This window comes from Amycolatopsis sp. CA-128772 (assembly GCF_002904295.1).
Taxonomy (GTDB): domain Bacteria; phylum Actinomycetota; class Actinomycetes; order Mycobacteriales; family Pseudonocardiaceae; genus Amycolatopsis.
Genome location: NZ_PPHG01000018.1, coordinates 87,179 through 111,871, shown reverse-complemented (window position 1 = coordinate 111,871; position 24,693 = coordinate 87,179). Strand labels below are relative to the sequence as shown.

General features: G+C 71.5%; 23 protein-coding genes. 13 read left to right on the top strand and 10 right to left on the bottom strand.

What is annotated here, in order from left to right; translation table 11 throughout:
• Positions 1-142: 142 nt before the first annotated feature.
• The 4 genes from C2L59_RS07375 to C2L59_RS07360 form a co-directional block, all read right to left on the bottom strand.
• Positions 143-799: an ATP-dependent Clp protease proteolytic subunit gene (locus tag C2L59_RS07375; RefSeq protein ID WP_103348744.1), complete on the bottom strand. Its 657-nt coding sequence runs from the start codon at positions 797-799 to the stop codon at positions 143-145.
• 25 nt (positions 800-824) lie between these two features.
• Positions 825-1,430: a ClpP family protease gene (locus C2L59_RS07370; RefSeq protein ID WP_013228512.1), complete on the bottom strand. Its 606-nt coding sequence runs from the start codon at positions 1,428-1,430 to the stop codon at positions 825-827.
• A gap of 138 nt (positions 1,431-1,568) precedes the next feature.
• Positions 1,569-2,960: a trigger factor gene (gene tig / locus C2L59_RS07365; RefSeq protein ID WP_103348743.1), complete on the bottom strand. Its 1,392-nt coding sequence runs from the start codon at positions 2,958-2,960 to the stop codon at positions 1,569-1,571.
• Between the two features lie 128 nt (positions 2,961-3,088).
• Positions 3,089-3,679 carry a TetR family transcriptional regulator gene (locus C2L59_RS07360; protein ID WP_103348742.1) on the bottom strand — a complete coding sequence of 197 codons (591 nt, stop codon included), beginning with the start codon at positions 3,677-3,679 and terminating at the stop codon, positions 3,089-3,091.
• A gap of 138 nt (positions 3,680-3,817) precedes the next feature.
• On the opposite strand from C2L59_RS07360, the gene C2L59_RS07355 reads away from it, so the two are divergent.
• Positions 3,818-5,920, top strand: a complete 2,103-nt coding sequence (locus C2L59_RS07355) for a fatty acid desaturase (protein WP_103348741.1) — start codon at positions 3,818-3,820, stop codon at positions 5,918-5,920.
• 182 nt (positions 5,921-6,102) lie between these two features.
• On the opposite strand, the gene C2L59_RS07350 is transcribed toward C2L59_RS07355, so the two are convergent.
• Complete coding sequence (locus C2L59_RS07350) at positions 6,103-6,657, bottom strand: hypothetical protein (protein ID WP_103348740.1); 555 nt, start codon at positions 6,655-6,657, stop codon at positions 6,103-6,105.
• Between the two features lie 190 nt (positions 6,658-6,847).
• Here C2L59_RS07350 and C2L59_RS07345 point away from each other — a divergent pair, with 190 nt between their 5' ends.
• The 3 genes from C2L59_RS07345 (at position 6,848) to C2L59_RS07335 (ending at position 10,935) form a co-directional block, all read left to right on the top strand.
• A complete protein-coding gene (locus tag C2L59_RS07345; protein WP_103348739.1) occupies positions 6,848-8,386 on the top strand; it encodes a cell wall metabolism sensor histidine kinase WalK in 1,539 nt (512 codons plus the stop codon).
• A gap of 4 nt (positions 8,387-8,390) precedes the next feature.
• Complete coding sequence (locus C2L59_RS07340; protein WP_233223323.1) at positions 8,391-10,274, top strand: glycosyltransferase family 39 protein; 1,884 nt, start codon at positions 8,391-8,393, stop codon at positions 10,272-10,274.
• A 103-nt stretch (positions 10,275-10,377) separates the two neighbouring features.
• Complete coding sequence (locus tag C2L59_RS07335) at positions 10,378-10,935, top strand: GNAT family N-acetyltransferase (RefSeq protein ID WP_103348737.1); 558 nt, start codon at positions 10,378-10,380, stop codon at positions 10,933-10,935.
• On the opposite strand, the gene C2L59_RS07330 is transcribed toward C2L59_RS07335, so the two are convergent.
• Together C2L59_RS07330 and C2L59_RS07325 are read right to left on the bottom strand one after the other, a co-directional pair.
• Positions 10,880-12,046, bottom strand: coding sequence for a hypothetical protein (locus tag C2L59_RS07330; RefSeq protein ID WP_146060285.1), 1,167 nt, complete (start codon positions 12,044-12,046; stop codon positions 10,880-10,882). The two genes, C2L59_RS07335 and C2L59_RS07330, sit on opposite strands and share 56 nt — an antisense overlap.
• Positions 12,043-13,098: a helix-turn-helix transcriptional regulator gene (locus C2L59_RS07325; RefSeq protein ID WP_233223322.1), complete on the bottom strand. Its 1,056-nt coding sequence runs from the start codon at positions 13,096-13,098 to the stop codon at positions 12,043-12,045. Before C2L59_RS07325 ends, C2L59_RS07330 begins: the two co-directional genes overlap by 4 nt.
• A gap of 234 nt (positions 13,099-13,332) precedes the next feature.
• Between C2L59_RS07325 and C2L59_RS07320 the strand changes: the two genes are divergently transcribed.
• From C2L59_RS07320 to C2L59_RS07290, 7 genes are all read left to right on the top strand, one after another.
• Complete coding sequence (locus C2L59_RS07320; RefSeq protein WP_103348735.1) at positions 13,333-13,953, top strand: hypothetical protein; 621 nt, start codon at positions 13,333-13,335, stop codon at positions 13,951-13,953.
• Between the two features lie 20 nt (positions 13,954-13,973).
• Positions 13,974-14,636: a Crp/Fnr family transcriptional regulator gene (locus C2L59_RS07315; protein WP_233223321.1), complete on the top strand. Its 663-nt coding sequence runs from the start codon at positions 13,974-13,976 to the stop codon at positions 14,634-14,636.
• An 80-nt stretch (positions 14,637-14,716) separates the two neighbouring features.
• Complete coding sequence (locus tag C2L59_RS07310; RefSeq protein ID WP_103348733.1) at positions 14,717-14,989, top strand: hypothetical protein; 273 nt, start codon at positions 14,717-14,719, stop codon at positions 14,987-14,989.
• On the top strand, positions 14,986-15,606 hold the full coding sequence (locus tag C2L59_RS07305; RefSeq protein WP_199198958.1) for a hypothetical protein: 621 nt from the start codon (positions 14,986-14,988) through the stop codon (positions 15,604-15,606). The genes C2L59_RS07310 and C2L59_RS07305 overlap by 4 nt, the downstream gene beginning before the upstream one ends.
• Positions 15,607-15,705: 99 nt before the next feature.
• Positions 15,706-16,962 carry a bifunctional glycosyltransferase family 2/GtrA family protein gene (locus C2L59_RS07300; protein WP_103348732.1) on the top strand — a complete coding sequence of 419 codons (1,257 nt, stop codon included), beginning with the start codon at positions 15,706-15,708 and terminating at the stop codon, positions 16,960-16,962.
• Entirely contained in the window at positions 16,962-18,797 is a 1,836-nt protein-coding gene (locus C2L59_RS07295) for a glycosyltransferase family 39 protein (RefSeq protein ID WP_103348731.1), read from the top strand. Before C2L59_RS07300 ends, C2L59_RS07295 begins: the two co-directional genes overlap by 1 nt.
• A gap of 174 nt (positions 18,798-18,971) precedes the next feature.
• On the top strand, positions 18,972-19,715 hold the full coding sequence (locus C2L59_RS07290) for a hypothetical protein (RefSeq protein ID WP_103348730.1): 744 nt from the start codon (positions 18,972-18,974) through the stop codon (positions 19,713-19,715).
• Here C2L59_RS07290 and C2L59_RS07285 read toward each other — a convergent pair.
• Positions 19,703-20,437, bottom strand: coding sequence for an AfsR/SARP family transcriptional regulator (locus C2L59_RS07285; protein ID WP_233223320.1), 735 nt, complete (start codon positions 20,435-20,437; stop codon positions 19,703-19,705). The genes C2L59_RS07290 and C2L59_RS07285 overlap by 13 nt on opposite strands.
• Positions 20,438-20,550: 113 nt before the next feature.
• Between C2L59_RS07285 and C2L59_RS07280 the strand changes: the two genes are divergently transcribed.
• Positions 20,551-21,264 carry a PP2C family serine/threonine-protein phosphatase gene (locus tag C2L59_RS07280; protein ID WP_103348729.1) on the top strand — a complete coding sequence of 238 codons (714 nt, stop codon included), beginning with the start codon at positions 20,551-20,553 and terminating at the stop codon, positions 21,262-21,264.
• Between the two features lie 3 nt (positions 21,265-21,267).
• On the opposite strand, the gene C2L59_RS07275 is transcribed toward C2L59_RS07280, so the two are convergent.
• On the bottom strand, positions 21,268-21,747 hold the full coding sequence (locus tag C2L59_RS07275) for a DUF2127 domain-containing protein (RefSeq protein WP_103348728.1): 480 nt from the start codon (positions 21,745-21,747) through the stop codon (positions 21,268-21,270).
• Between the two features lie 80 nt (positions 21,748-21,827).
• Complete coding sequence (locus C2L59_RS07270; RefSeq protein ID WP_233223319.1) at positions 21,828-24,161, bottom strand: GH92 family glycosyl hydrolase; 2,334 nt, start codon at positions 24,159-24,161, stop codon at positions 21,828-21,830.
• Positions 24,162-24,216: 55 nt separating this feature from the next.
• On the opposite strand from C2L59_RS07270, the gene C2L59_RS48675 reads away from it, so the two are divergent.
• Positions 24,217-24,438, top strand: coding sequence for a MerR family transcriptional regulator (locus tag C2L59_RS48675; RefSeq protein WP_233223318.1), 222 nt, complete (start codon positions 24,217-24,219; stop codon positions 24,436-24,438).
• Positions 24,439-24,693: the final 255 nt, after the last annotated feature.

Genomic DNA, 24,693 nt, shown 5'->3' with positions numbered 1-24,693 from the left:
GAGCCTCACGCATTGCCACTGACGGTACCCGTCCGATGCCGCGGGCGGGAACACCCACGAGCTCCGGCAGCACGTCAGAGGACGACCCTAAACCAGGATGCCGGTGTGTGTCGTCTTCTCGACACACACCGGCCTGGCGGATCTACAGAGCCGACGCCTTACGGTACGGCAGCACCTCGTCGATGATGCCGTACGTCTTGGCCTCTTCGGCGGTCAGGATCTTGTCGCGTTCGATGTCGGTCCGGATCTGGTCCGGGTCCTTGTTCGTGTGCTTGGCCAGGATGACCTCCATCTGGCGCCGCACCCGCTGGATCTCGTTCGCCTGGATCTCGAGGTCGGAGACCTGGCCGTAGGTGCCCTCGGTGGCCGGCTGGTGGATCAGCACGCGCGAGTTCGGCAGCGCGTAGCGCTTGCCCGGCGTGCCGGCCGACAGCAGCACCGCGGCGGCCGAGGCGGCCTGGCCGAGGCAGTACGTCTGGATGTCCGGGCGGACGAACTGCATCGTGTCGTAGATCGCCATCAGCGAGGTGAACGAGCCACCCGGCGAGTTGATGTAGATCAGGATGTCGCGGTCCGGGTCCTCGTGCTCGAGGTGCAGCAGCTGGGCCATCACGTCGTTGGCCGAGGCGTCGTCCACCTGCACGCCGAGGAAGATGACCCGCTCTTCGTACAGCTTGTTGTACGGGTTCGACTCCTTGACGCCGTAGCTGGTGCGCTCGACGTAGGACGGCAGGATGTACCGCGACTGGGGGGTGTTCGGAGCCCGGAAGTCATCACCCGGGAGCCTGAAGTTGCTCATCGAAAGTCTCCTTGGTGCTTCGGGCTCAGCGCGAGCCCGGGCGGGCGATGTCGGCCGTGAGGACGTGGTCCACGAAGCCGTAGTCCTTCGCCTCCTGCGCGGTGAACCAGCGGTCGCGGTCGCCGTCCTTGATGATCTGCTCGACCGTCTGGCCGGTCTGGTCCGCGGTGATCTGCGCCAGCTCCCGCTTCCACTTGTTGAACAGGTCCGCCTGGATCGCGATGTCCGACGCGGTGCCGCCGACCCCGGCCGACGGCTGGTGCATCAGGATGCGCGCGTGCGGGAGCGCGTAGCGCTTGCCCGGCGTGCCCGAGGAGAGCAGGAACTGCCCCATCGAGGCCGCCATGCCCATCGCGTAGGTCGCGACGTCCGGGCGGATCAGCTGCATGGTGTCGTAGATGGCGAACCCGGCGGTGACCGAGCCACCCGGCGAGTTGATGTAGAAGCGGATGTCGGACTCGGCGTCGTCCGCGTCGAGCAGCAACAGCTGCGCGGTGATCCGGTTGGCGATCTCGTCGTTGACCTCGGAACCGAGGACGACGATGCGCTCCTGGAGCAACCGCTCGAACACCGAGTCGGTGAGGGTGAGCCCTGCGGTGCCGGTCCGCGCCTCGGGCGTGTGCTGCGTCACGTCTGCCTGCCTTTTCGCCGGCGGTGGCCCGGTGCTGACGGCCGCCGCTGTCGTTTCAGATGCTTGAGATCTTGTATCCGACCCTAACGAACTCGGGCGGTGCAGAATGCCTGACACCGCCCAAGTTCGCTCACAGCTTCACTCCGCCGGAGTCTTCGCCGTCTCGTCGGTGACCTGCGTCTCTTCGGTTGCCGCGTCGACGGCCGGCTCGTCGCTGCCGAACAGCTCCGAGAGGTCGACCTCGGCACCCGAGCCGTCGGTCACGGTCGTCTTCCGGACGACCGAGGCGAGGGCCTTGCCGCGGCGCACGTCGGCGTAGATCGCGGTCAGCTGGCCGGACTGCTGGGCGCGCTGGACGTACTCGTCCGGGCTGATCCCGAAGCGCTGGGCCTGGTAGATGATCCGCTCGGTGAGCTCGCCGTCGTTGACCGACACCGCTTCCTTGTCGGCGATGGTGTCCAGCAGCAGCTGCGTGCGGACGGCCTTCTCCGACTCGGTGCGGGTCTCCGCGTCGAACTCCTCGAGCGTGCGGCCCTCGGCCTCGAGGGCCTTCGCGAACTGGTCCTCGTCGTGGTCGAACGGGTGGATCGCGTCGTGCTTGCGGTTCTCGATCTCGGCGTCGAGGACCTTCTCCGGGATCGGCACCTCGGTGCGCTCCAGGAGCTCGTCGAGCACCTTGTCGCGGGCCTGGACGCCCTGCTGCATCTTCTTGACCCGGCCGAGCCGCTCGCGCAGGTCGTTCTTCAGCTCTTCGATCGTGTCGAACTCGCTGGCCATCTGGGCGAACTCGTCGTCGGCCTCGGGCAGCTCGCGCGACTTGACCGACTGGACGGTCACGGTCACCTCGGCGTCCTTGCCGGCGTGCTCTCCGGCGACGAGCTGGGTGGTGAACGTCTTGGTCTCACCGGCGGCCGCGCCGACGATCGCCTCGTCGATGCCGTCGACGAGCTGGCCGGAGCCGATCTCGTAGGACAGCCCGCTGGTGCTCGCCTCCTCGACGGTCTCGCCGTCGACGGTGGCGGACAGGTCGATCGAGACGAAGTCGCCGGTCTCGGCCGGGCGCTCGACGCCGGTCAGCGTGCCGAAGCGGGCGCGCAGCTCGTCGAGCTGCTCGTCGACCTCCGCGTCGGTCAGCTCGACGTCGTCGACGGTGATCGCGAAGCCGTCCAGGTCGGGCAGCTCGATCTCCGGGCGCACGTCGACCTCGGCGGTGAACTCGAGGACGTCGCGGTCCTCGAGCTTGGTCACGTCGAACTCGGGGTTGCCGAGCGTGCGGACCTCGTTGGCGCGGACGGCCTCGATGTACTTGGCCGGGATGGCCTCGTTGACGACCTCGTCGAGCACCGGGCCGCGCCCGATCCGGCTTTCCAGGACGCGAGCGGGCGCCTTGCCGGGCCGGAAGCCCGGGATGCGCACCTGCTGGGCGATCTTGCGGTAGGCGCGGTCGAAGTTCGGCTTGAGCTCGTCGAACGGCACCTCGACATTGATCTTGACTCGCGTCGGGCTGAGCTGCTCGACGGTGCTCTTCAAGGTCTTCTCCTCGAGCGGTAACGATTGTGGTGGACAATCCTGCGGAAATGCCCCCGGTCACCTGCAGACCGGGACGTCCGAGTCTAGGCCAGGGGCGTTCGCCACCGGGCCGGGGGCCACCTGCGGCGTCAGGCGCCCAGCATCCGGCCGATCACCCAGCGCATCTGACCACTCGCGTGCGCCACCGAGCCACTGGGCTGCACCAGGTGGGAAAGCAGCAGCCGGACGATCGCCTCGACCGCGACCGTCCACTCCGACGGGGTCAGCCCGGCCTCCGGGTAGCACCGCGCGAACACCGCCGCCACGGTGTCGACCGAGCGCGCCAGCACGCCCTCGGGGCGGGTGGTCAGCAGCGGGAGGAAGTCGTCGCGGCCGGCCTGGGGGCAGCCGAGGGCGATCAGCAGGAGCGGGTTGACCCGGGCGGCTTCGAGGATCTCGCGGAAGGCGGCGGTGACGCCGTCGACCGGGCGGCCGGGGTGCGCCGCGGCGACCTCGCTCACGCGCTCGGCGAACCGCCCGGTTTCCCGCAGCAGCAACGCCTCGGCGAGCTCGGCCTTGGACCCGAGTTCGTTGTAGACGGTCTGCCGGCTGACGCCGACCTGCGCGGCCAGCTTGCCCATCGTCACCGCGGCCCAGCCGTCCGCGGCGATGAGGCCGGCGGCCGCGTCCAGCAGCCGGTCCCGGGTGCGCGCCGGGGCGGGGTGGGTGACGGCCTTCACATGGGCAGCTTACCTACCGCTTGCGTTCGGCTGGCCCGGACCTTTTTTCGAAGCCTGGCACGACGTTTACAAACCACGCCGGGTTGTCTACGGTGACTCCCGCCTCGCCAGGAGCTTCTCGACCGAGGAGACCGCTCGATGCCCGTCGTCGATACCCCGCCGCGTGGCTCCCGGACGTCCGGATCGCCGGCCCCGTCCGGAGCGCCGGGCCGTCGTTCGGTGCCCTCGCCCCGGATCCCGCTGCCGCGCCTGTCGGTGCCGACGCTCCTGCTGTTCGCCGGCGGCGTCGCGCTGTGGGTCACCGCGACCTGGCTGCTGCTGGCCGGGATCGCGCCGCCGGTGTACACCGTGGCGCTGCACGCCATCGTCACCTTCACGATGTTCACCGTGGTGCACGAATCGGCCCACCACGCCGCAGGAAAGCTGACATGGATCAACGAGCTGCTCGGCCGGCTGGCGATGCCGTTCGTCGCCGCGTACGCGTCGTTCCCGCTGCTGCGGTTCGTCCACAGTGAACACCACCGGAACACGAACGCGGACTCACACACCGATCCGGACGCGTGGACGTCGCAGGGAGCCTGGTGGTCGCTGCCGTTCCGCTGGCTCACCATCGACTTCTGGTACGCGCACTTCTACACGTCCCGCGTGCAGGGCCGGCCCGCGCCGGAGCGGGCGGAGACGATCGTGGCGCCGTCGCTCGCGTTCGTCGCCGCCGCGGTCCTGGTCGCCTGCGGCCACGGCACCGAGCTGCTGCTGGGGTACGTGCTGCCGCAGCGGATCGGGCTGGCCGTGCTCGCGTGGTGGTTCGACTGGCTGCCCCACCACGGCCTGCCGGCGGCGAAGCCGCGGGACAAGTTCGGCACCACCCGGGTGCGGGTGGGGCTGGAGTGGCTGATGACGCCGATGATGCTGTACCAGAACTACCACCTGGTGCACCACCTGCACCCGGCCGTGCCGTTCTACCGCTACCTGCGGGCGTGGCAGGACAACCGGGACGCCTACCTCGCCCGCGACGTCCCGATCATCACGGCGTGGGGCCGGGAGCTGACCCCGGCGGAGTACCGCGCCTGGCGGCGGCTGGCCGACGACCTGGGCGACCAGGACCCCGACCCCGAACCGCCGGCGCTCGGGCCGAGCCGGTTCCACCGCCTGCGGGTGCGCGAGGTCCGGCCCCTGACCACCGACGCCGTCGCGATCACCTTCGACGTCCCGCCGCACCTGGCGGCGGAGTTCCGCTTCACCGCCGGCCAGCACGTGGCCGTCCGCGCGGTCGTCGACGGCCATCCGGTGCGCCGGACGTACTCGATCTGCGCACCGGCGGACCCGGGCGAGCTGCGGATCGCGGTGAAGCGGCGGCCCGGCGGCGCGTTCTCCGGCTTCGCGACCACGACGCTCGCCGCCGGCGCCTTCCTCGACGTCCTGCCGCCGTCCGGCGCGTTCACGCACGTGCCGGACCCGGCGCGGACCGCGCATTACGTCGCACTGGCGGCGGGCAGCGGGATCACGCCGGTGCTGTCCATCCTGGTCAGCACGCTCACCGCGGAGCCGCACAGCCGGGCGACGCTGCTGTACGTCAACACGTCGGGCGCGACGACGCTGTTCGCGCCGGAGCTGAGCGCGCTCGCCGAGGGGTTCGGCGGCCGGCTGCACGTCGTCCACTACCGCACCGACGAGCGCGACCCGGACCTGCACGCGCACCGGCCGCGGCACTTCGACACGGTCGGCGAGGCGCTCGCCATCTCCCACGAGCGCTACCAGCGCGGCCGGCTCGACGGGACGCGCCTGCGCGCGCTGCTGCAGAACCGGCTGCACCCGGCGAAGGTCGACGAGTGGTTCCTGTGCGGGCCGCGCGGCCTGCTGGACATGGCCCGGCGCACCCTGGCCGACGCGGACGTCCCGGAGGAGAGCGTCCACTTCGAACTGTTCCGCGGCGCCGCACCCCCGAGCGACCCGGCGGGCGCGGCGGCCACGGTGGCGGTGACCCTGGGCGGCGCGACGACGTGCGTGCCGGCGCAGGCGGGCGAGACGGTGCTGGACGCGGCCCTGCGGGCGGGCTTCGAGGTGCCGTACTCGTGCACCGGCGGCGCGTGCGGCACGTGCCGGGCGACGCTGCTGCACGGCCAGGTGGACATGGACGTCCGGTACGCGCTGACGGAGGAGGACGTCGCGGCGAACCGGATCCTGACGTGCCGCTCCCGGGCGACGACCCCGGAGGTCGCGGTCGACTACGACCGCCGCTGACCGCCCGGACTCCCCCAATGTGGCGTTGGGTGCGTCCAGCGCACCCAATGCGGCGTTCGGTGCATCCAACGCACCCAACGCGGCGTTCGGTGCATCCAGCGCACCCAACGCGGCGTTCGGTGCATCCCACGCACCCAACGCCACATTGGGGCGCTTGCGAACCGGGCCGCCGATCAGCCGGGTCAGCCGGTCCGGGTCGGGCCGCCCGAGGGCGGCGTGCCCTGGCCGCCGCCCGGGGCCTGGCCCTGGCCGCCCGCCTCGCCGTCCGTCACCAACGTCGCCGTGGCCGTGCTGCCCGACTCCGTGGCCACCACCGTCACCGTGTCGCCGGTCGCCAGCCCCGTCGCCTGCGCCGACGTGATCGTGTACGTCTTCGAGAAGCCGTCGTCGCTCTTCGCGGTCAGCGACGTCGCGCTCAGCGCCGTCACCTCACCCGTCTGCGTGATCTTCGTGACGTACCCGCCGTTCCCGTCCGAGGACACGTATTCGCCGTGCAGGGCCGAGCCGAGGCCACCCATGCCGCCGCCGGGGCCGCCCATCATGCCGCCCTGGGTGTCGGTGGCCGCCGATGACGACGCGGCCCAGATCGCCGCTCCCCCGCCGGCCACGATCACCGCCGCGACGGCGCCCGCCGCGACCTTCCTGCCCGGCGACCAGGCCGGCTTCGGGGCCTGGCCCGGCGCGGGCGCCCCGCCCCACGTCTGGTCCGGAGTGGACGGTGCCTGCGGTGTGGTCATGGTGGTTGCTCCTCAACGAGATCCGTCGGTGCGGTCCACGGTGGAGCCGTTCGCTGTGCGCGGACTGTGCCCGCCGTCAGCCGTTCCTGTGACCGGAGGAACCGGACATCCCGCACCGGGCCGGTCACCGCACAGCCGCCTCACAGGCAGCACACAACCCGCACACACGGCACGGACGGACGCTGGGTCCATGGCCGCGCGAACCGTCCCGTCACGCCCCCGCCGGGGGCGGCTTTCGCTGCGCGCGAAGCTGACCGGCTCGATGGTCGTGCTGCTCACCGTGGTGTGCCTGCTCGTCGGGGTGGTCAGCGAGTTCGCGCTCGACCTCTTCCTCACCCGCCAGATCGACCAGCAGCTGTCCGCCGCGGCGAACCGCTCGCTGGTCTTCGCGAGCAACGCCCACCCGCAGAACAGCGGCCCGCCGCCGGACGAGCTGGGCCAGCACCCGCTCGGGCAGAACGTCGGCACGGTCAGCGCCACCTTCTCGGGGCGGCTGCTCGTCCACGACGACAGCATTTCCGAACACGGCGGGCACCTGAACCTCACGCCGGACCAGCAGGCCCTGATGCTGTCGGTACCCGCCGACGGCAAGCCGCACACGATGTCCTTCACCGACCTCGGCGAGTACCGGCTGATGGCGCTGCCCGTCACCGGGACTTCCGACGTGGTGGTGGTGACCGGCCTGCCGATGAAGCCGGTCGGCGAAACGCTGCTCACCGTCGGGCTGATCCTGTTCGGCGTCGCCGCGGCGGGCGTGCTCGGCGTCGCCGTCCTCGGCGCGTTCGCGGTCCGCCGCACGCTGCGCCCGCTCGAGCGCGTCGCGGCCACCGCCGGGCGCGTCACCGAACTGCCGCTCGACCGCGGCCAGGTGGCGTTGTCCATCCGCGTCCCGGCGGCCGACACCGACCCGCGCACCGAGGTCGGCCAGGTCGGCTCGGCGCTGAACCTGATGCTGGGCCACGTCGCCCAGGCCCTGGAAGCGCGCCACGACAGCGAAATCCGGGTCCGGCAGTTCGTCGCGGACGCCAGCCACGAGCTGCGCACCCCTCTGGCGGCCATCCGCGGGTACGCCGAGCTGGCCGCCCGCGGCAGCGCGCTGGTGCCGCCGGACGTCGCGCACTCGATGGGCCGGATCCAGTCCGAAGCCGTCCGGATGTCGGCGCTCGTCGAGGACCTGCTGCTGCTGGCGCGCCTCGACGCGGGCCGTCCCCTGGACGTGCGCGAGGTCGACCTCACCCGCCTGGTCGCCGACGCCGTCGGCGACGCCCGGGTCGCCGGGCACGGGCACCGGTGGCTCCTGGAACTGCCCCCGGAGCCGGTGCTCGTGCTCGGCGACGTCCAACGCCTGCACCAAGTGCTGGGCAACCTGCTGGCGAACGCCCGCACGCACACCCCGCCCGGCACGTCGGTGACGACGGCCCTCGCCCGGTCGGGCGACGGCAGCGCGGTGCTCACGGTGACCGACGACGGCCCCGGCATCGCGCCGGACCTGCTGCCGGACGTCTTCGAGCGGTTCGCCCGCGGCGACTCGTCCCGCTCCCGCACGGCGGGCAGCACCGGGCTCGGCATGGCGATCGCGTCGGCCGTCGTGGTGGCCCACCACGGCACGATCGAGGTGCACAGCCGGCCCGGCCGGACGGAGTTCGCGGTGCGCCTGCCCGTGGCCGTCCCCGCACAGCGGGTGCACAGCATCGGCACAACCCGGCCCCAGCTGGGCACCGGAAGCTGAGCTCATGACCGCAGTGACATCCGGGGCTTCGCCCCGGTCCGGGGATTCCACGACCCCGAGCCCCCGAGAAGCCGCCGTCGCGTCCCGCGAAACCGTTGTGCCCCCTTCAGGCCGCTCATGGCACCGGCCGCTCCTGGCCGTTCTCCTGCTCGGCACCGCGGTGCTGTACCTGTGGGGCCTCGGCGCCTCTGGCTGGGCCAACGCGTTCTACTCGGCGGCCGCGCAGGCGGGCTCGCAGAGCTGGAAGGCCCTGTTCTTCGGCTCCAGCGACGCGGCCAACGCGATCACGGTCGACAAGACCCCGGCGGCGCTGTGGGTGATGAGCCTCTCGGCGCGCCTGTTCGGGGTCAACGCGTGGAGCATCCTGGTTCCGCAGGCCCTGATGGGTGTGGGCTCGGTCTGGTTGCTGTACGCGACGGTCCGCCGTTCGTCCGGCCCGGCGGCCGGGCTGGTCGCGGGCCTGGTGCTGGCCCTGACGCCGGCGGCGGCGCTGATGTTCCGGTTCGACAACCCGGACGCGCTGCTGGTCCTGCTCCTGGTGGCGGCCGCGTACTGCGTGGTGCGCGCGCTGGAGAAGGCGAGCCCGCGCTGGCTCGCCCTGGCCGGCGTCGCGGTCGGCTTCGGCTTCCTGGCGAAGATGCTGCAGGCGTTCCTGGTGCTGCCGGCTTTCGCGCTCGCTTACCTGGTCGCGGCGCCGGCGCCGCTGGGCCGGCGGCTGCTGCACCTGCTGGGCGCGCTGGTGTCGGTCCTGGTGGCGGCGGGCTGGTACCTGGTGGTGGTGGCCCGGTGGCCGGCGGCGTCGCGGCCGTACATCGGCGGGTCCCAGACGAACTCCCTGTGGGAGCTGATCTTCGGCTACAACGGTTTCGGCCGCATCACGGGCGACGAGGTGGGCAGCGTCGGCGGCGGCGCGGGCCGGGGGTGGGGCTCGACGGGCCTGACGAGGCTGTTCGGCAGCGAGATGGCGGGCGGCATCGCGTGGCTCCTCCCGGCGGCGGTGCTGGCGCTGGGCGCGGGCCTGTGGTTCACCCGCCGGACCCCACGCACGGACCCGTCCCGGGCCGCGCTGCTCCTGTGGGGCGGCTGGCTGCTGGTGACGGCCGGGGTGTTCAGCTACATGGGCGGCATCATCCACCCGTACTACACGGTGGCCCTGGCCCCGGCGGTGGCGGCGTTGACCGGAACGGCGGCGGTCCAGCTGTGGCGCATCCGAGCCCACCCGGCGGCGTCCGGGCTGCTCAGCGGCGGTGTCGCGCTGACGGCGCTGACGGCGTACCTGCTGCTGGGTTCGTCGTGGCTGGCCCCGGCGGTGCTGGTGGGCGGGCTCCTGGCGGCGGTGGCCCTGTTCTTCGCGGCTCACTTGACCCACTGGGCGGCCTCGCTGGTGGCGGTGCTGGCGCTGGTGGTCGCCCTGTCGGGCACGGCGGCGTACACGCTGGAGACGGCGTCGACGACGCACAGTGGCGCGATCCCGTCGGCGGGCCCGTCATCCGGCTTCCGTCCCGGCGGCTTCGGCGGCCCGGGTTCCCTGCTTTCGACAACGCTGCCGGGCGCATCCCTGACGGCATTGCTCCAGCAGGACGCACCCCGCTACACCTGGACGGCGGCAACGGTCCTGTCGAACGCGGCGGCGGGCTACCAGCTGGCGAGCGGCGCCCCGGTGCTGGCGGTGGGCGGCTTCAACGGAACGGACCCGTACCCGACGCTGGCACAGTTCCAGGGGTATGTGGCGAGCGGAAGGATTCATTACTTCCTGGGCGAAGGCATGACGATGCGCGGTTCCAGCGGCTCGGACGCGGCCCAGCAGATCGCCGAATGGGTGGCCTCGACGTACCAGGGGTCTACTGTGGACGGTGTAACGGTCTACGACCTCACCGCGACCCGCTGAGCAGGCCCACCGACGAAAGCAGGGGCCGGCACCCGTCCGGCCTGGTCAAGAACCGGGCGGCTCCGGCACACTGGTGGGCCCCGGTGGACAGGAGTTTCTGCAGATGACCGAGCCTCACGTACGGCCGGCCCGCCTCGCAGACCTGCTCCCGTTCACCGCCGCCATCGGCGACGGGGACTTCCTCGTCGACCGCCTGATGCGCCAGCGCAACGGCCTCGGCGTGCTCTTCTTCGCTTGGCTCGGCACCCGCCCGGCCGGCGACGTCTACCTGTGGCTGGAGGAGGCCGAGGAGCGCCCGATCCGGCGGCACCTGCCGGGCGTCGCCCTGCTCACGCACCTCCAGGTCCGCCCCGACCTGCGCAACCTCGGCGTCGGGGCGGCTCTGGTCGCCGCGGTGGAGCAGTACCTCGCCGAATGCGGCCGGGAACGGGTCGCCCTCGGCGTGCGCACCGACAACCCGGCCGCGGCCCGGCTGTACCGGCGCCTTGGCTACCGGGATTGGGGCCACGGCGAGGTCATCTGCTACGCGCGGGCAACCCTGCCGGACGGCCGAGTCCTGGAAGAGCCCGAGGACTGCTACGTGCTGGTCAAGGACCTCACGCCGGTCACCCCCGCGCCCCGGTCCGGGTCGAGCCCGATCGGCGTTTCGCGCGGGTGGTGAGACCCGACTCCGCCAGGTGGTTGATCCCCAGGGTGGCGAGGGCCTTCCCGATGCCCTGCCCGTTCCGATGCCGGATGTCGAGCTCCTGGACGTGGTGGCACCAGCTGATCCGGTCACGCTGCCAGGCACGGATGTAGCGCACGCAGAGGTCCGGCGTGATCAGGTGACTGCGGCCGATCGCCGCCTTGAGCGCGGCGACCATCCTGCTCCTGGGGCCGGTCTCGATGTCGGAGTTCTCCACCCGGGCGATGGTGCCGCTGATGATCCGGCGCCGGTCGGGCAGGAACACCTTCCAGTAGTCCTCATCCGCCGCGGCGAGCCCGTCACCGCTGTCCAGCAGGCCGAACAGTCCTTCGGCGAGGGTGTCGCCGAGTTCCTCGCCGCGAGCGCGCCAGGTGTTGCGGAACGGATCGTAAGGGTGCTGGATCGCCAGCCCGGTGACCGCCGACGGCCGCATTTTCTCCCCGTCGAGCAGGAAGAACCAGTCCTCGTTGTAGATGTTGGGGAAGAACGAGTCGAACGCGGGCTTGCCCACCACGAGCGCGCCGCCGCCGATGAAGGTGTCCTGCGCTTCCCCGATGGCCCGGAGCGCGTGGCACACGACTGAGTTGTCCGGCATCCCGCCGTTCGCCAGCCCCACGACGGCGTAGTCACCGTCGATGAGCCCGGCCGCCGTGGTGAGGTCCGCCGGGTCCGGCAGGACGATGTCGTCGTCGAGAAACAGGATGCGCTTCCACCCGGCCAGGCGCGCGAGCAGGAGACCGAGGTTCCGTTTAAGGCTTGTGTCCACCATCCGGTGCAGATCATTCCGTAACAGCAGCCGGTCGGTGGCGAATTCGGGCACGACGGAACGGGGCAGCTGAGTGACGTCGATGGCGGTCACCGCCACCCCGCCCCGCTTCGCCCGCTGGGCCGCAAGAGCGGCGTCGGCCCGCAAGCTGCACAGAAGGACGAGGTGCGCATCGAGGCGCCTCGCCGCCTCGATGGCCTGCAGCAGGTAGCCCGCAGGCCGGCCGTTGGGCACGATGATCGCGTCGAGGGACGCGTGCGCGGCACCCGTCGCAAAGGGCGTGAGCAGCTCCCGGTGCGAAGTGTGCTGCCGCGCGTTCATGCGGGCCACTCGTGCAGCCGGTTCTCCGGCATCGTCCAGTCCGGGGTCAGTCCCTGTCCCTTGATCACGGGAACCCGGCTGATGATGCTGAACGACTCCATACCGGCGAACCGCGTGCGCAGGTAGTCGCCGTTGCGATCGCGGAACCTGCGATCAGTCAGCGCGCGGACCGCGCCGAGAGTGCCACGACCGTACATACCATTGCACACGGTCACAGTGCGCTTTCGGTTGAAGGGACTTACACCCCGATAGAAATGTGCCACGTCTTCCAACAGGTGACCTTCGCTGTCCAGGAGTGGCGGGAAGAGCACGCTCCCGCCGTCACGCTGCACCCGGAAGCCGCCAGGTTCGCTGGTCGGAGCTTCGTCGGCACGAACGACCTGTTTCACCGGCAGGTCCACGCGCTCGATGACGTCGCGGGTGACGGTGTTCCAGTCCACGCCACCGAGGAGTACGAGGTGAGTGGTGTAGTCGTCGGGTGTCAGCTCCTCAGTCTTGCGGAAGCCGACATGGTTTTCGGGATTTTTCGCCCGGATGTGTCCATACAGTTCGATCAACGCGTCCGGGTCCGCGTAAGTGTAGAGCGTGACGAAATCGGCACTCTCCGGATCCACATACTCCAGATGAACGCGCAGCTCACGCGGCAGTTCGGCGCAGACGATGGTGACATCCTCGCCCGCGGGATAGGTCCACACGTCCGTCACCGGATTCGCCACGGCGGCCTCCCGTCCTTCGCGCAGCCGCAGCAGCTCTTCCAGAAGCTCCTTACGCTCGACTTGCTCCTCGTCCGTCAGGTGCTCCAGGTGGAGGAGGCGAACGCGGCCACCGTCCAGGGACCGCCGGGTCGCGAACAGCGTCGCGTAGGACTCGAGCCGCTTGATCGGCGGACGGACGGGCTTCTCGACCTTCTCCCACGACGAGATCAGGGAGATGCTGACGCCACCGAGCGCCTTGGCGAGCTGGCTCTGCGTGAGGCCCGCATCCGGCCAATGCGCCTCCCTGAGCTCCTTGAGACGGCGCGCAAGTGCGGGCCGCGGCGCAGCTGGGGACACAATCCGCCACCCTTCAGGAAATTTCAGTACTGTGGGCGAGGGCACAGATACTACTCCCCGTGAGTCGAAGGCTGATCGGCGGCTCGCAGTAGCTGGAACTGAACCGTTACATCTGACGTAATATCCGCGAATCAAACAGGTAACACCCGATTCATCTCAGTTGTTCCAGGGCACTCCAGCACCTACAGTCAAGTTGACTGAACTTCAGTTTTGACCTGAAGGCAGGAGCAGGCCATGAGTACCCCAGCGCAGCACGTTCCCCTCCACCGGGCCATGGTGGCGGTCGACATCGAAGGCTCAACGATGCGCACCAACCCGGCCCGGGCCCAGCTCCGCCTCGTCCTCTTCGAGCTGCTTGACGAAGCTTTCCTGGCCGCCGGGATCACCAAGAAGTTCCGCGACGCCTTCGTCGACCGGGGTGATGGCGCCCTCTGCCTGATCCGGCCCGTCGACCAGGCGCCGAAGCCCGTGCTGCTCACCACCGTCGTCCCCGCGCTCGCGGTGCTGCTCGAAAAGCACGCCGAAACCCATCCGGACCTCGCCTTCCGGCTGCGGGTCGCCGTGCACGCCGGTGAGGTGCACTACGACAGGCGCGGCCCGTACGGCGAGGACGTCGACATCGTCTGCCGGTTCGTCGACGCGCGGGAGCTTCGGCGGCAGCTGCGTATCACGGCCGCCCCGCTCGTTCTCGTCATCTCGCCGGAGATGCACCGCTCGGTCGTCCGGCACGGCTACCCCGGGATCGATCAGGACGCCTTCGCCCCGGCGGTGGCCATCAGAGTCGGCACCCAGCGGCTCCGCGGGTGGATCCACCTCCCGGAAGCCGCCCGACGCCAGGAGGACATGACCGCGTAGCGCGAAATGAGGTGGGGACCGTGGAACCGACCGGATTCTGGGCCGATCTGCCGCAGCCGGATCGGGACGCGCTCGCGGACGTCGCCACGCGGCGTTCCTACCGGCGCGGGGAAACCGTGTGCCGGGAAGGCGACCACACCCATGTCGTGCTGGTGCTGCTGGCCGGGCACGTGCGGATCATCCATGGTACGCCGGACGGGCGCGAAGTCGTCGTCGGGGTGCGCGGTGCGGGCGAAATCATCGGCGAGCTCGCCGCGATCGACGCTCTGCCTCGGTCGGCGACCGTCGAGGCGCTGGACGACCTCGACGTGCTCGAAGTCGCCGGCGAGCGGTTCGCTTCGCTGTGCCGGGCACGGCCGCGGATTTCCTGGGCGCTCCTGGTCGTGATGGCCGGGCGGCTGCGGTCCGTCGGCCGGCAGTGGCTTGACCTCGGCGGTGGGGCCGCGGCGCGCCGGGTCGCGGCGCAGCTCATGCAGCTGGCCGTCCAGCACGGGGTGCCGCGCGGTGAGGACATCCGGATCGCGGTCCCGGCCACGCAGGCCGAGCTGGCGATGACCGCGGCGATCTCCCGCGAGTCCTGGGCACGCGCGACGCGGGAACTGCGTCGGCTGGGGGTCATCAGCACCGGCAGAAGACAGGTGACGATCCACCGCTTGGCCGAACTTCGACGACTGGCGAGCTGAATCCCGCGTTCTGTGTCAGCTGACACAGAACGCACGGCGAGCCGGAGGTTTGCTGGATCCACGCAGAGGAGGAGGGCTTCATGGACTCGTACACCACCGCCCCGCCCCGGAGCCGCTGGCGCCGTGGGGTCTACGCCGCCGGTCTCGTCATTCCCTTCACCGCTTCGCAGCTGTGGGCGCTGCTGGTGCTGCTTCGGCTCGCCCCGCTCGACGGGCTGGTGGGCCAGGCGTTCGTGCTCGTGCTGCTGGGGTCCGCCGCCGCGATCTGGGCGGGGTGGCGCTGGACCTGGCAGCTCGGCCGCGAACGCGACCGCAAACCGGAGCCCGCCCCCAAAACCCGGATCCCGACATGACGTCCGGGCCGGTCATCGTCGCCGCCCTCGTGCTGGCGGCCGGTGCCGGACGTCTCCTGCGCCACCTCGGCGGTGCCCTGCGCCGCCGCCCGACCGGACGGAGCACGGAAATGACCAGCACGCAACCGGCCTTCCCACTGCGGCTGTACCACTGGCGATGGGAGATCCTGGCCGTGACGCTGCTTCCCTACGGCGCGGTGACGTTCGTGCTGTGGGCCGGCCCGCTGTGGACGTCGGCGGTCTTCGCCGCCGCCCTCGGCTGGGCCGTGCTGCGACGCCACCGGGTGCGGGCCCGCATCCACGCCGTGGTCCTCCAGCACCGGCTGCGGGCGGCGTTCCCGCAGCTGCGCCTGCCGGGCGGCCGCCGCCCGGCGATCCTGTGGAGCCGTCCCCGGGGCGGCGACATCGTGGTGTCGCTGTACGGCCGCGAAGCGTTCGAGCACCTGCACCGCCACCGCACGGTCCTGGCCGCCGCCTGCGCGGTCCCGGAGGTGTACGTGGACCGCCACCCGAGGTACGCAAGCCTGGTCACGCTGACGATCAGCCCGACCGAAGCCCCGCGGGAGCCCCGGGCGGTGCTGCCGAGCAACGTGGTGCCGTTGCGGGCGCACAGCTGAGCGCCCGCCCGGCGTCCGGAACCCGGGCGCCGGGCACCGCACAGGAATCGCACAGAGAGATCACACCGTCACCAAAGCGGCGGGCGCGACCGTGGGGGCATGACAGCCACCGCCTCCGCATCGCGGCCCGGGTGCGTTCCGGTCGACCTGGCCGGTCCGCAGCCTGTTCTCGACGTCGTCATTCCGGTCCACAACGAAGAGGCCGACCTCGAACCGTGCATCCGACGGCTGCACGCCCACCTGGCCGAGCACGTCTCCTACCCGTTCCGGATCACCGTCGCCGACAACGCCAGCACCGATGCGACGCTGCCGGTGGCCGAACGGCTCGCGCGGGAGTTCCCCGAGGTCGCCGTCCACCACCTCGACGAGAAGGGCCGCGGGCGCGCGCTCAACGCCGTCTGGCTGGCTTCCGATGCCGCCGTCCTCGCCTACATGGACGTCGACCTCTCCACCGATCTCGCCGCGCTCGGGCCGCTCGTCGCGCCGCTGCTGTCCGGGCACTCCGATCTCGCCATCGGCAGCCGGCTCGCGCGGGGGGCGCGCGTCGTGCGCGGGCCGAAGCGCGAGTTCATTTCGCGCTGCTACAACCTGATCCTGCGCTCCACCCTCGCCGCGAAGTTCAGCGACGCGCAATGCGGCTTCAAGGCCATCCGCGCCGACGTCGCCCGCGAGCTGCTGCCGCACGTCGTGGACACCGGGTGGTTCTTCGACACCGAACTGCTCGTCCTGGCCCAGCGGGCCGGGCTGCGGATCCACGAGGTGCCGGTCGACTGGGTCGACGACCCGGACTCGTCGGTCCACATCGCCAAGACGGCGACCGAGGACCTCAAGGGCATCGTCCGCGTTACCAGGGCCACCTTCACCGGCGAGATTCCGGTCAGCCGGCTGCGTGAACAGCTGGGCCGGCAGCCGATCGGGGTCGACGCGCCCGGCGTGCCCCCGCGGCTGGTGACGCAGCTCGTGCGGTTCGCCGCCATCGGGGTCAGCAGCACGCTCGCCTACCTCGTGCTGTTCCTGCTGCTGCGGACGGCCGTCGGCGCGCAGCCGGCGAACTTCGCCGCGCTGCTGGTGACCGCGGTCGGGAACACCGCGCTGAACCGGCGGCTCACCTTCGGCATCCGCGGCCGCGCCGGCGCCGGGCGCCACCAGTTCGAAGGGCTGATCGTGTTCGGCCTCGGGCTCGCGCTGACCAGCGGTTCGCTGGCCCTCCTCCACGGCTCCACCACCCCCGGCCTGGTCCTGGAGCTCACCGTGCTCGTGCTGGCGAACCTCGCCGCGACGGTGCTCCGGTTCCTGCTCCTGCGCGGCTGGGTGTTCAACCCCCGCCGCCAGGCCACCCCCCAGAAGGAGTACTGATGACCGCCGTCCTGCCCGCCCCGGTTTCCGAACCCCGGCACCGCAAGGAGCTCGACGCGCACGCGCCCCCGCGCTGGGTCCGCCCGGCCGCGTTCGGGCTGCTGGCCGCGACCGCCGTGCTGTACTTCTGGAACCTCACCGCGTCCGGCTACGGCAACTCGTTCTACGCCGCCGCCGTCCAGTCCGGGACGCAGAGCTGGAAGGCGTGGCTGTTCGGGTCGCTGGACTCGGGCAACGTGCTGACCGTCGACAAGCCGCCCGCGGCGCTGTGGGCCGGCACGGCGTTCGCCCGGACCTTCGGCTTTTCGAGCTTCACCGTGCTGGCCCCGCAGGCGCTGATGGGCGTCGCGTCCGTCGGCATCCTCTATCTGACGGTGAAGCGGAGTTCCGGCCCGGTCGCCGGGTTGCTGGCCGGGGCGATGCTGGCGGTGACGCCGGTCGCGGCGCTGATGTTCCGCTTTAACAACCCGGACGCGCTGCTGGTGCTGCTGATGGTGGCGGGCGCCTACTTCGTCGTGCGGGCCACGGAAACGGCGAGCCCGCGGTGGCTGGCGCTGGCCGGGGCCGCGCTCGGGTTCGGCTTCCTGACGAAGATGATGCAGGCGTTCCTGGTGCTGCCGGCGTTCGGGCTGGTGTACCTGATCGCGGCACCGGCGTCGCCGGGCAGGCGCCTGCTGCACCTCGGCGGCGCGGTGGTGGCGCTGGTCGTCTCGGCGGGCTGGTTCATCGCGCTGGTGGACCTGTGGCCGGCGTCGTCGCGGCCCTACATCGGCGGGTCCGAAGGGGACAGTCTGCTCGAACTCGCGTTGGGCTACAACGGTTTGGGCCGCATCTTCGGCGGCGAGGGCAACGGCGGCGGCATGGGTGGCGGCGGCATGGGCGGCAACACCGGGTTCGGCGGGTCGACCGGCCTGTTCCGGATGTTCGGCGCCAGCTTCGGCACGGAGGTCTCGTGGCTGCTGCCGGCCGCGTTGCTCGGCCTGGTCGCCGGGCTCTGGTTCACCCGCCGCGCGCCGCGGACGGACCGCACGCGGCTGGCGTTGCTGCTGTGGGGCGGCTGGCTGGTCGTTACGGCGCTGGTGTTCAGCTTCATGAGCGGCACGGTGCACCCGTACTACTCGGTCGCGCTGGCCCCGGCGATCGCGGCGCTCGTGGCGATCTCGGGCCGCGCGCTGTGGCAGGGCCGCGCGCACCTCGCGCCGCGGGCGGTGCTGGCCGGGATGGTGGTGGCGACCGCGGTGTGGTCGTTCATCCTGCTGGACCGGACGCCGGAGTGGTTCCCGGCGCTGCGGTGGGTCGTCGCGGTGCTCGGGGTACTGGTGGGCACGGTGCTGGTGATGGGCGTGCCGGCTTCGCGCCGGGTGGTGGCGGTCGTGGCGGCGGCGGTGGTCCTGACGCTCGGCGTGTCGTCGGCGGCGTACGGCGTCGAGACGGCGTCGGTGGCGCACAGCGGGTCGATCCCCACGTCGGGCCCGACGTCGAGCGGCTTCGGCGGGGGCTTCGGCGGTGACTCCGCTTCGAGCGCCGTCGGCTCGCTGCTGGCGAAGACGACGACGAGGTGGGCCGCGGCGACGACGGGTTCGCAGAGCGCGGCGTCGCTGGAGCTGGCGAGCGGCAAGGCGGTGATCGGCATCGGCGGCTGGAGCGGCTCGGACCCGGCCCCGACGCTGGCGGAGTTCAAGGCGTACGTGGCCGCGGGCGAGGTGAAGTACTACATCGAAGGCGGCCGCGGTGGCGGTCCGGGCGGCGGCTCGCCGGACATCACCGAGTGGGTGACGGCGAACTTCACCGCGACGACGGTCGACGGCCAGACGGTGTACGACCTGCAGAGCTGAAGTTCCGTGAAGGGGTCGTGAGTCCGCTCACGGCCCCTTCGCGCGCAGGCGCCGCGCGCCGCACCGTCCGGTGCGCGTGGTCGTCCACCCGAGGGACCGTACAGAGAAAGTATAGGAATCGTCCGTACCTTGGCGGCGAACGGCGGCAGGGGACCGCCGCAGCAGGGGGGACACATGGATCGCCGCAGTCTGCTCAAGGTCGGGGCCGTCGCCGTGGCCGGGGTCGCGCTCACCGCCGCCGGCGCCGGGACCGCGCTCGCCGATCCCGGCCTGCCGCCCGTTCCCGGGATGCTCGGGGACCGGCGCGCCAACGAACTCTGGTACCAGCTCGACGAAATCTCGCTGTACCACCCGGCGCAGGAAGTCACGGACGCCTACACCGCCCTCGGCGCGTACCTCCGGCAGAACGCGCCCGAAGGCCTCTACCAGAAATGGCGGGAGCTGAGCCAAGAGCCGGGCTACCCGCACAACTACGCCGAGTTCGCGAAGCCGGTGGAACAGCCGCTGCGCACGCTGTCGACGCTGCAGCTCGACAACTTCGACCGCTTCTACCGCTGGGACGAAACGGGGCTCGTCAGCGCCTTCGCCTACTTCGGGCAGGGCGTTCTCTTCGACCCGCGGCGCGCCGACGCCGAGTCGGAAGTGCACACCATGAACGGGAACCCGCCGGGCAGCTACCACTTCTGGCACGTCATCCAGCGCGCGCAGATGCTGCTCGGCATCGACCGGCACCGGTGGGCGCGGATCGACCCGATGGTCGGGTTCGCCTGGGGGCTGCAGTCCATCGCGAAGCCCGACCACCGGCACGTCAACCCCGCCCTGCCGCGGGAGCAGGTCCAGCGCGAGGCCCGGTACTGGCTGCGGCGGTCGCCCGCCGAGCTCGACCGGGACTTCCAGTCCTCGCCCTACCCGGCCTGACCGCCCAGCACCCGCTGGTACGCCGCCCGCAGCGCCGGGCCCGGTGCCAGCCCGAGCCGCTCGTCGAGCAGGCGGCGGCCGTCGTGGTACACCTCGACGGCGTCCGCCGGGCGGCCGCTCGCGCAGAGCGCCGCCATGAGCGCGGCACGGGCGCGTTCGCGCAGCGGGTGCTCGAGGACGAACGCCGTCGCGTCGGGCACCGCGCGCAGGTGGTCGCCCGACGCGACCTCGGCTTCGAGCCGGCCCTCCAGCACCGCCAGGCGCAGCTCGTCGAACCGCGCCGCCTCGCCCGCGCGCAGCGGTTCGGCGACGTCGGCGAGCACCGGGCCGCGCCACAGCTGAAGGGCGGTGCGGAACAGCTCCGCCGCGCGGACCGGCCGGCCCGCGCGCAGCTCGTCGTGGCCCGCCGAAGCCAGACGCTCGAACTCCTCGGCGTCGACGGTCCCGCCCGGCGCCAGCAGGTAACCGCCGCCTGACCGGAGGAGCCGCGCCGGCCGCCCGAGGGCGTTCCGCAGCCGGGACGCGTACGTGCACACCTGCGCGTCGACGGTCGAGGGCCGGACGCCATCCCACAGCAGCGAAACCAGCCGCTCGTCGGGCACCACGCGGCCGCGAGCCAGCAGCAGCGCCGCCAGCAACGTCCGCGGCTTGCGGCCGCCGAGCGCGGCCGGCCGGCCGTCGGCGCGCGACACCGCCAGCGGCCCGAGAATCCGGAACTCCATGCCCCCACCCCGTTCCCACGGTACGCGGACCGGCCCCGCCCGCACAGGGAAGTCTCAGACGCCCCACAGGTGGAGCGCGGATCATGGCGGGCAGAGGGGACGAGGAGGCCACGATGATCACCACACGTCCGGGTCACCCACGGTGGCACACCGCGAGTGCGCAGGGGCCGCGCTCGCTCAACGCCGACGCCGTCGGGGCCTACGCCGCCGCGGGCGGCCCCGGGATCGCCTTCGCGCTCGCCGACGGGGTCGGGGACGAACCGGCCGCCGCCCAGGCCGCTCGGATCGCCGCCGCGGCGGCCGCCCGGACCGACGTCCACAAAGGACCCATCGAGGCCGTTCTCGCCGCGCAGCGGGCCGTCCGGGAGCAGACGACCGGGGACGCCGTGCTCGTCGTCGCCATGCCGGCCGGGCACGGTGGGTACCGGATCGCCTGGGTGGGTGACGCCCGCGCGTACGCCTGGGACGGCACCGCGCTCGGCCTCCTGACCACCGACCACATACTCGCCGAGTACTTCCGCGCCCGCCACCAGCCCGTGACGCCGCGGATGGAGCACGTCGTCACGACCAGCGTCCGCACCGCCGAAGCGCACGAGATCGGCACGGCGGAGACCACGGGCACGGGCCTGCTGCTGACCAGCGACGGCGTGCACAAGCCGCTGACCGGCACCGGCATCCGCGCGGTGCTGGCCCGCCCGGGCGCGGGCGCCGCCGAACTCGTCGAAGCCGCGCTCGCCCGCGGCGGCTCGGACAACGCGACTGCCCTCTACGTCGAACCCCTGGAGGCGGCCGACAGCACCACGGTCCGGTTTCCCGTCGCCGCGTGAACCCTAGGCCCCGCGCTTGAGCTGCCGGTACTCCCGCAGCACCAGGACGATGATCACCACGTCCAAGGCCGCGAAGAACGGCAGCGCGATCGAGTGGGTGTGTACCGCGCGGAAAATCTCGTACACCACGAACGCCGCCAGAATCGCCGCCGCGATCGGGTAGGCTCGGACGATCTTGCGGCCCAGGGCCCAGACCAGGCCCAGCTTGATCAGGCCGTGGGCGAGCAGGTACGCCACGGCGAACGTCTTCGTGTCGCCGTGGAGGAAGTTCTCCGTGGCCGACTCGAGGTGGCGGGCCAGGGTGCCCGACGGGTCGCCGAGGAGGTCGCGGGTGATCACCGCGTGGGTGAACCCGCTGACGGCCGCCGCCGGGACGAACGCGAGGATCAGGGCCCCGACGACCTGCAGCGCGCCGTCGAGGCCCTTGATCGCGATCGCGATCCGGAAGAACCGCTCGGTGGCGGTCGGTTTCTGGTCGGGCATGCCCCCAGCTCAGCAGAAACGGCGGGGCACCGCACGTGGAGGCACGTTTTGCACCGCCTTGTCCGGGCCCCGCCGGTGACCTACATCGCGGGCGGTGCCGCCTTCGTGCCCCACCCCGTGGGCGTGTCGCTCAGGGAGAAGTGGATCTTGCCCGCGCGGAGCAGGTCGTCGTGGGAAATCCAGCTGCGGTCGTAGCCGCGGTGGCCGATCCGGACCTCCTTCGTGTACTGCAGCTTCGCCGCGCTCGCGCCCGGCGCCTCGATTTCGACCTTGTGGCCGCCGGCCGGGCGGATTTCGACCTTCTCGAACATCGGCGTGCTCAGCAGGTACGTCCCGGAGCCCGGCTGGGCTTCGAAGACGCCGGTCATGCCGAAGACGAGCCACGACGAGATGGTGCCCAGGTCGTCGTTGCCCGGCATGCCGTACGGCGTGTCGGTGAACAGCGTGCGCGCCGCGCGCAGGACCGCCGACGTCTTCCACGGCGCCCCGGTCCAGCTGTACATCCAGGGTGCGTGCAGGTCGGGCTCGTTGTTCGGGTTGAACGCGAAGTTGTTGTGGTAGTCGTACGCGCCGTGGACCCAGGAGTCCTTGGCGGCCTTCGCCGGGTCGGTGAGCAGCAACGGCATGTCGAAGAAGGTGTCGAGCCGCTTCTCCGCCTGCGCCGGGCCGCCCATCAGGCCGAACAGCTTCGCGGTGTCCTGCTGGGCCAGCCACTGGTACTGCCACGGCGTGCCCTCGTGGAAGCCGACGGACTGCGCCGGGTCGGGGTCGCCGACGCCGGTGCCGTCCGCGGCGCGAGTCCGCGGGAAGCCGGTGAAGCCGTGGGATTCGACGCTGGTGTCCCACAGTTTCGCGAAGTTGCCGCAGCGGGCCTGCAGCGTCGCCGCCTTGTCGCGGTAGCCCAAGCCGGCCGCCATGGTGGACAGGGCGCAGTCGGCGAGCGCGTACTCGAGGGTCGCCGACCCGGCCTGGCGCGTGTCGCCGTAGGTGTAGCCGGGCAGGTCCTGGTAGCCGATCCAGCCGTTCTTCACGTACGTCGGGTTGCCGTCGCGGCCGCGGAAGATCGACTGATCGGCGGGCACTTCGTTGGCGTTGCGCCACAACGCGTCGAACAGCCGGCGCGCGGTCCGGTCGTCGAGCAGGCCACGGCGGTAGTTGTCGACCACCCACGGCGTGACCGGGTCGCCGCTCATCACGTTCGTCTCGCCGCCGGCGAGCGCCCAGCGCGGGACCCAGCCGCCGTCCTGGTAGATCTTGAGGACGGACTTCGTCATGTCCGCGGCCTTGTCCGGGTGCAGCAGCGCGACCAGCTGGTTCTGCGAGCGGTAGGTGTCCCACAACGAGAACATCTGGTAGTACGTGTCACGGCTGCGGTGCACGGCGTCGTCGAAGCCGCGGTAGGCACCGTCCACGTCGGACCCGACGGACGGGTGCAGCAACGACCGGTACAGCGCGCTGTAGTAGGTGCGCTGGTCGGCGGTCGTCCCGCCGGCGACACGCAGCCGGTTCAGCTCGTCTTCCCACGTGTCGTGGGCGGCCTTCCGCGCCCTGTCGAACGACTTGGGCTGCTCGGCGCCGCGGTTGAGGCGAGCGCCGTCGATGGAGGTGTACGACAGCCCGACGGACGCCCCGACCTGGCTCTTGTCGCTGCCGAAGGTGAGCCACGCGCCGGCGCGCTGGGAACCGAGCTTGGCGTCACGCCGGTTCGCGGTCAGCTTGGTGTCGGTCCAGGTGCCGAAGCCGGTGAACCTGCGGTCGAACTTGGCGCTGAAGAAGACCTTGTAGCGCTCCTTCTGCGTCTCCCAGCAGAAGTTCCCGCCCTGCAGCCAGCCTTCGACGGTGTCGTCCCCGACGACGTGGACGTCGCCGGCGTAGGTGTAGCCGTTGCTCTCGCCGACTTCGATGAGGACGTTCTCGCTGGTCGCGCCGGCCGGGAAGGTGTAGCGGTGCTGGCCGGTGCGCTGGGTGGCGGTCAGCTCGGCGTCGATGCCGTTGTCGAGCTTCACGCCGTAGTACCCGGGTTGCCGGGTCTCGTTCGCGTGGCTGAACTCGGCGCCGTACTTCGCGGGATCGCTGCTGGTGACCGCGCCGGTGGTCGGCATGAACCGGAAGTTGCCCATGGTCTGGCAGCCGACGCCGGAGAGGTGGGTGTGGCTGAAGCCGAGCGTGGTGTCCTGCGCGTAGTCGTAGGACGCGTACTTCTTGAGCTGGGTGTCCGGGCTGAGCTGGACCATCCCGAAGGGGGTGGTGGCGCCCGGGAAGGTGGTGCCGTCCCCGTTGTTGCCGATCGAGGTGTCGACGAGGGTCGTGGGGTCGTCGGCGAACCTCGGTCCGGCAGCTTCGGCGGGGGTCGCGAGGGCCACGGTGGTGGCCCCGGCGAGCAGGGTGGCCAGGACGCGCGTCCGCGCTCTCATCGGTTTCCTCCTGACAACGTTGTCACATGCACGGTCGGATCTTTTCCGTTGTCCGGTGGACAAATCAAGCCCCGAAGGGACTGTGCACCACTACGACCGGATCGGGCTGGTTCCCCCGGCGGAACGGACGCCGGCCGGGCACCGGCGGTACGCCGAGGCGGACGTGCGCCGGCTCCACCGCGTGCGGACGCTGTCCTGGCTGGGCCTGTCCCTGGCGAGGTGGCCGCCGTGCTGCGGAACGCGGGCGAGGACCTCGGCTCCCTGCGCGGCCTGCTGACCGCGCAGCTCGCCGGCGTAAGGCCGAGGCCGTGCGCCCGGAGGAGTCGGCGCAGCGCCTCCGGGGCTGCTCGCCCGGCCGGCCGAGGCGGCCATGCCGGCTCTTCCCTCGCCACCCTGAAGCCGATGCCCGTCGACGCCCGCCGGTACCTGTCGGCCGGTCAGCTCGCGGCGATCACCGGACGGGTCACCCCGTGGCACACCTTCATCGACGTTCCGGGGCACCGTGCCGAGGGGTGACGCGCTGCACGCTCAA

What these genes read in the sequence shown, in the direction of transcription:
- C2L59_RS07290 (WP_103348730.1), top strand. Translation starts at nt 18,972, where the DNA reads ATGGATCGCCGCAGTCTGCTCAAGGTCGGGGCCGTCGCCGTGGCCGGG.
- C2L59_RS07270 (WP_233223319.1), bottom strand. Translation starts at nt 24,161, where the DNA reads ATGAGAGCGCGGACGCGCGTCCTGGCCACCCTGCTCGCCGGGGCCACC.
- C2L59_RS07375 (WP_103348744.1), bottom strand. Translation starts at nt 799, where the DNA reads ATGAGCAACTTCAGGCTCCCGGGTGATGACTTCCGGGCTCCGAACACC.
- C2L59_RS07280 (WP_103348729.1), top strand. Translation starts at nt 20,551, where the DNA reads ATGATCACCACACGTCCGGGTCACCCACGGTGGCACACCGCGAGTGCG.
- C2L59_RS07330 (WP_146060285.1), bottom strand. Translation starts at nt 12,046, where the DNA reads ATGAACGCGCGGCAGCACACTTCGCACCGGGAGCTGCTCACGCCCTTT.
- C2L59_RS07305 (WP_199198958.1), top strand. Translation starts at nt 14,986, where the DNA reads ATGACGTCCGGGCCGGTCATCGTCGCCGCCCTCGTGCTGGCGGCCGGT.
- C2L59_RS07345 (WP_103348739.1), top strand. Translation starts at nt 6,848, where the DNA reads ATGGCCGCGCGAACCGTCCCGTCACGCCCCCGCCGGGGGCGGCTTTCG.
- C2L59_RS07320 (WP_103348735.1), top strand. Translation starts at nt 13,333, where the DNA reads ATGAGTACCCCAGCGCAGCACGTTCCCCTCCACCGGGCCATGGTGGCG.
- C2L59_RS07335 (WP_103348737.1), top strand. Translation starts at nt 10,378, where the DNA reads ATGACCGAGCCTCACGTACGGCCGGCCCGCCTCGCAGACCTGCTCCCG.
- C2L59_RS07310 (WP_103348733.1), top strand. Translation starts at nt 14,717, where the DNA reads ATGGACTCGTACACCACCGCCCCGCCCCGGAGCCGCTGGCGCCGTGGG.
- C2L59_RS07295 (WP_103348731.1), top strand. Translation starts at nt 16,962, where the DNA reads ATGACCGCCGTCCTGCCCGCCCCGGTTTCCGAACCCCGGCACCGCAAG.
- C2L59_RS07285 (WP_233223320.1), bottom strand. Translation starts at nt 20,437, where the DNA reads ATGGAGTTCCGGATTCTCGGGCCGCTGGCGGTGTCGCGCGCCGACGGC.
- C2L59_RS07350 (WP_103348740.1), bottom strand. Translation starts at nt 6,657, where the DNA reads ATGACCACACCGCAGGCACCGTCCACTCCGGACCAGACGTGGGGCGGG.
- C2L59_RS07355 (WP_103348741.1), top strand. Translation starts at nt 3,818, where the DNA reads ATGCCCGTCGTCGATACCCCGCCGCGTGGCTCCCGGACGTCCGGATCG.
- C2L59_RS07300 (WP_103348732.1), top strand. Translation starts at nt 15,706, where the DNA reads ATGACAGCCACCGCCTCCGCATCGCGGCCCGGGTGCGTTCCGGTCGAC.
- C2L59_RS07340 (WP_233223323.1), top strand. Translation starts at nt 8,391, where the DNA reads ATGACCGCAGTGACATCCGGGGCTTCGCCCCGGTCCGGGGATTCCACG.
- C2L59_RS07275 (WP_103348728.1), bottom strand. Translation starts at nt 21,747, where the DNA reads ATGCCCGACCAGAAACCGACCGCCACCGAGCGGTTCTTCCGGATCGCG.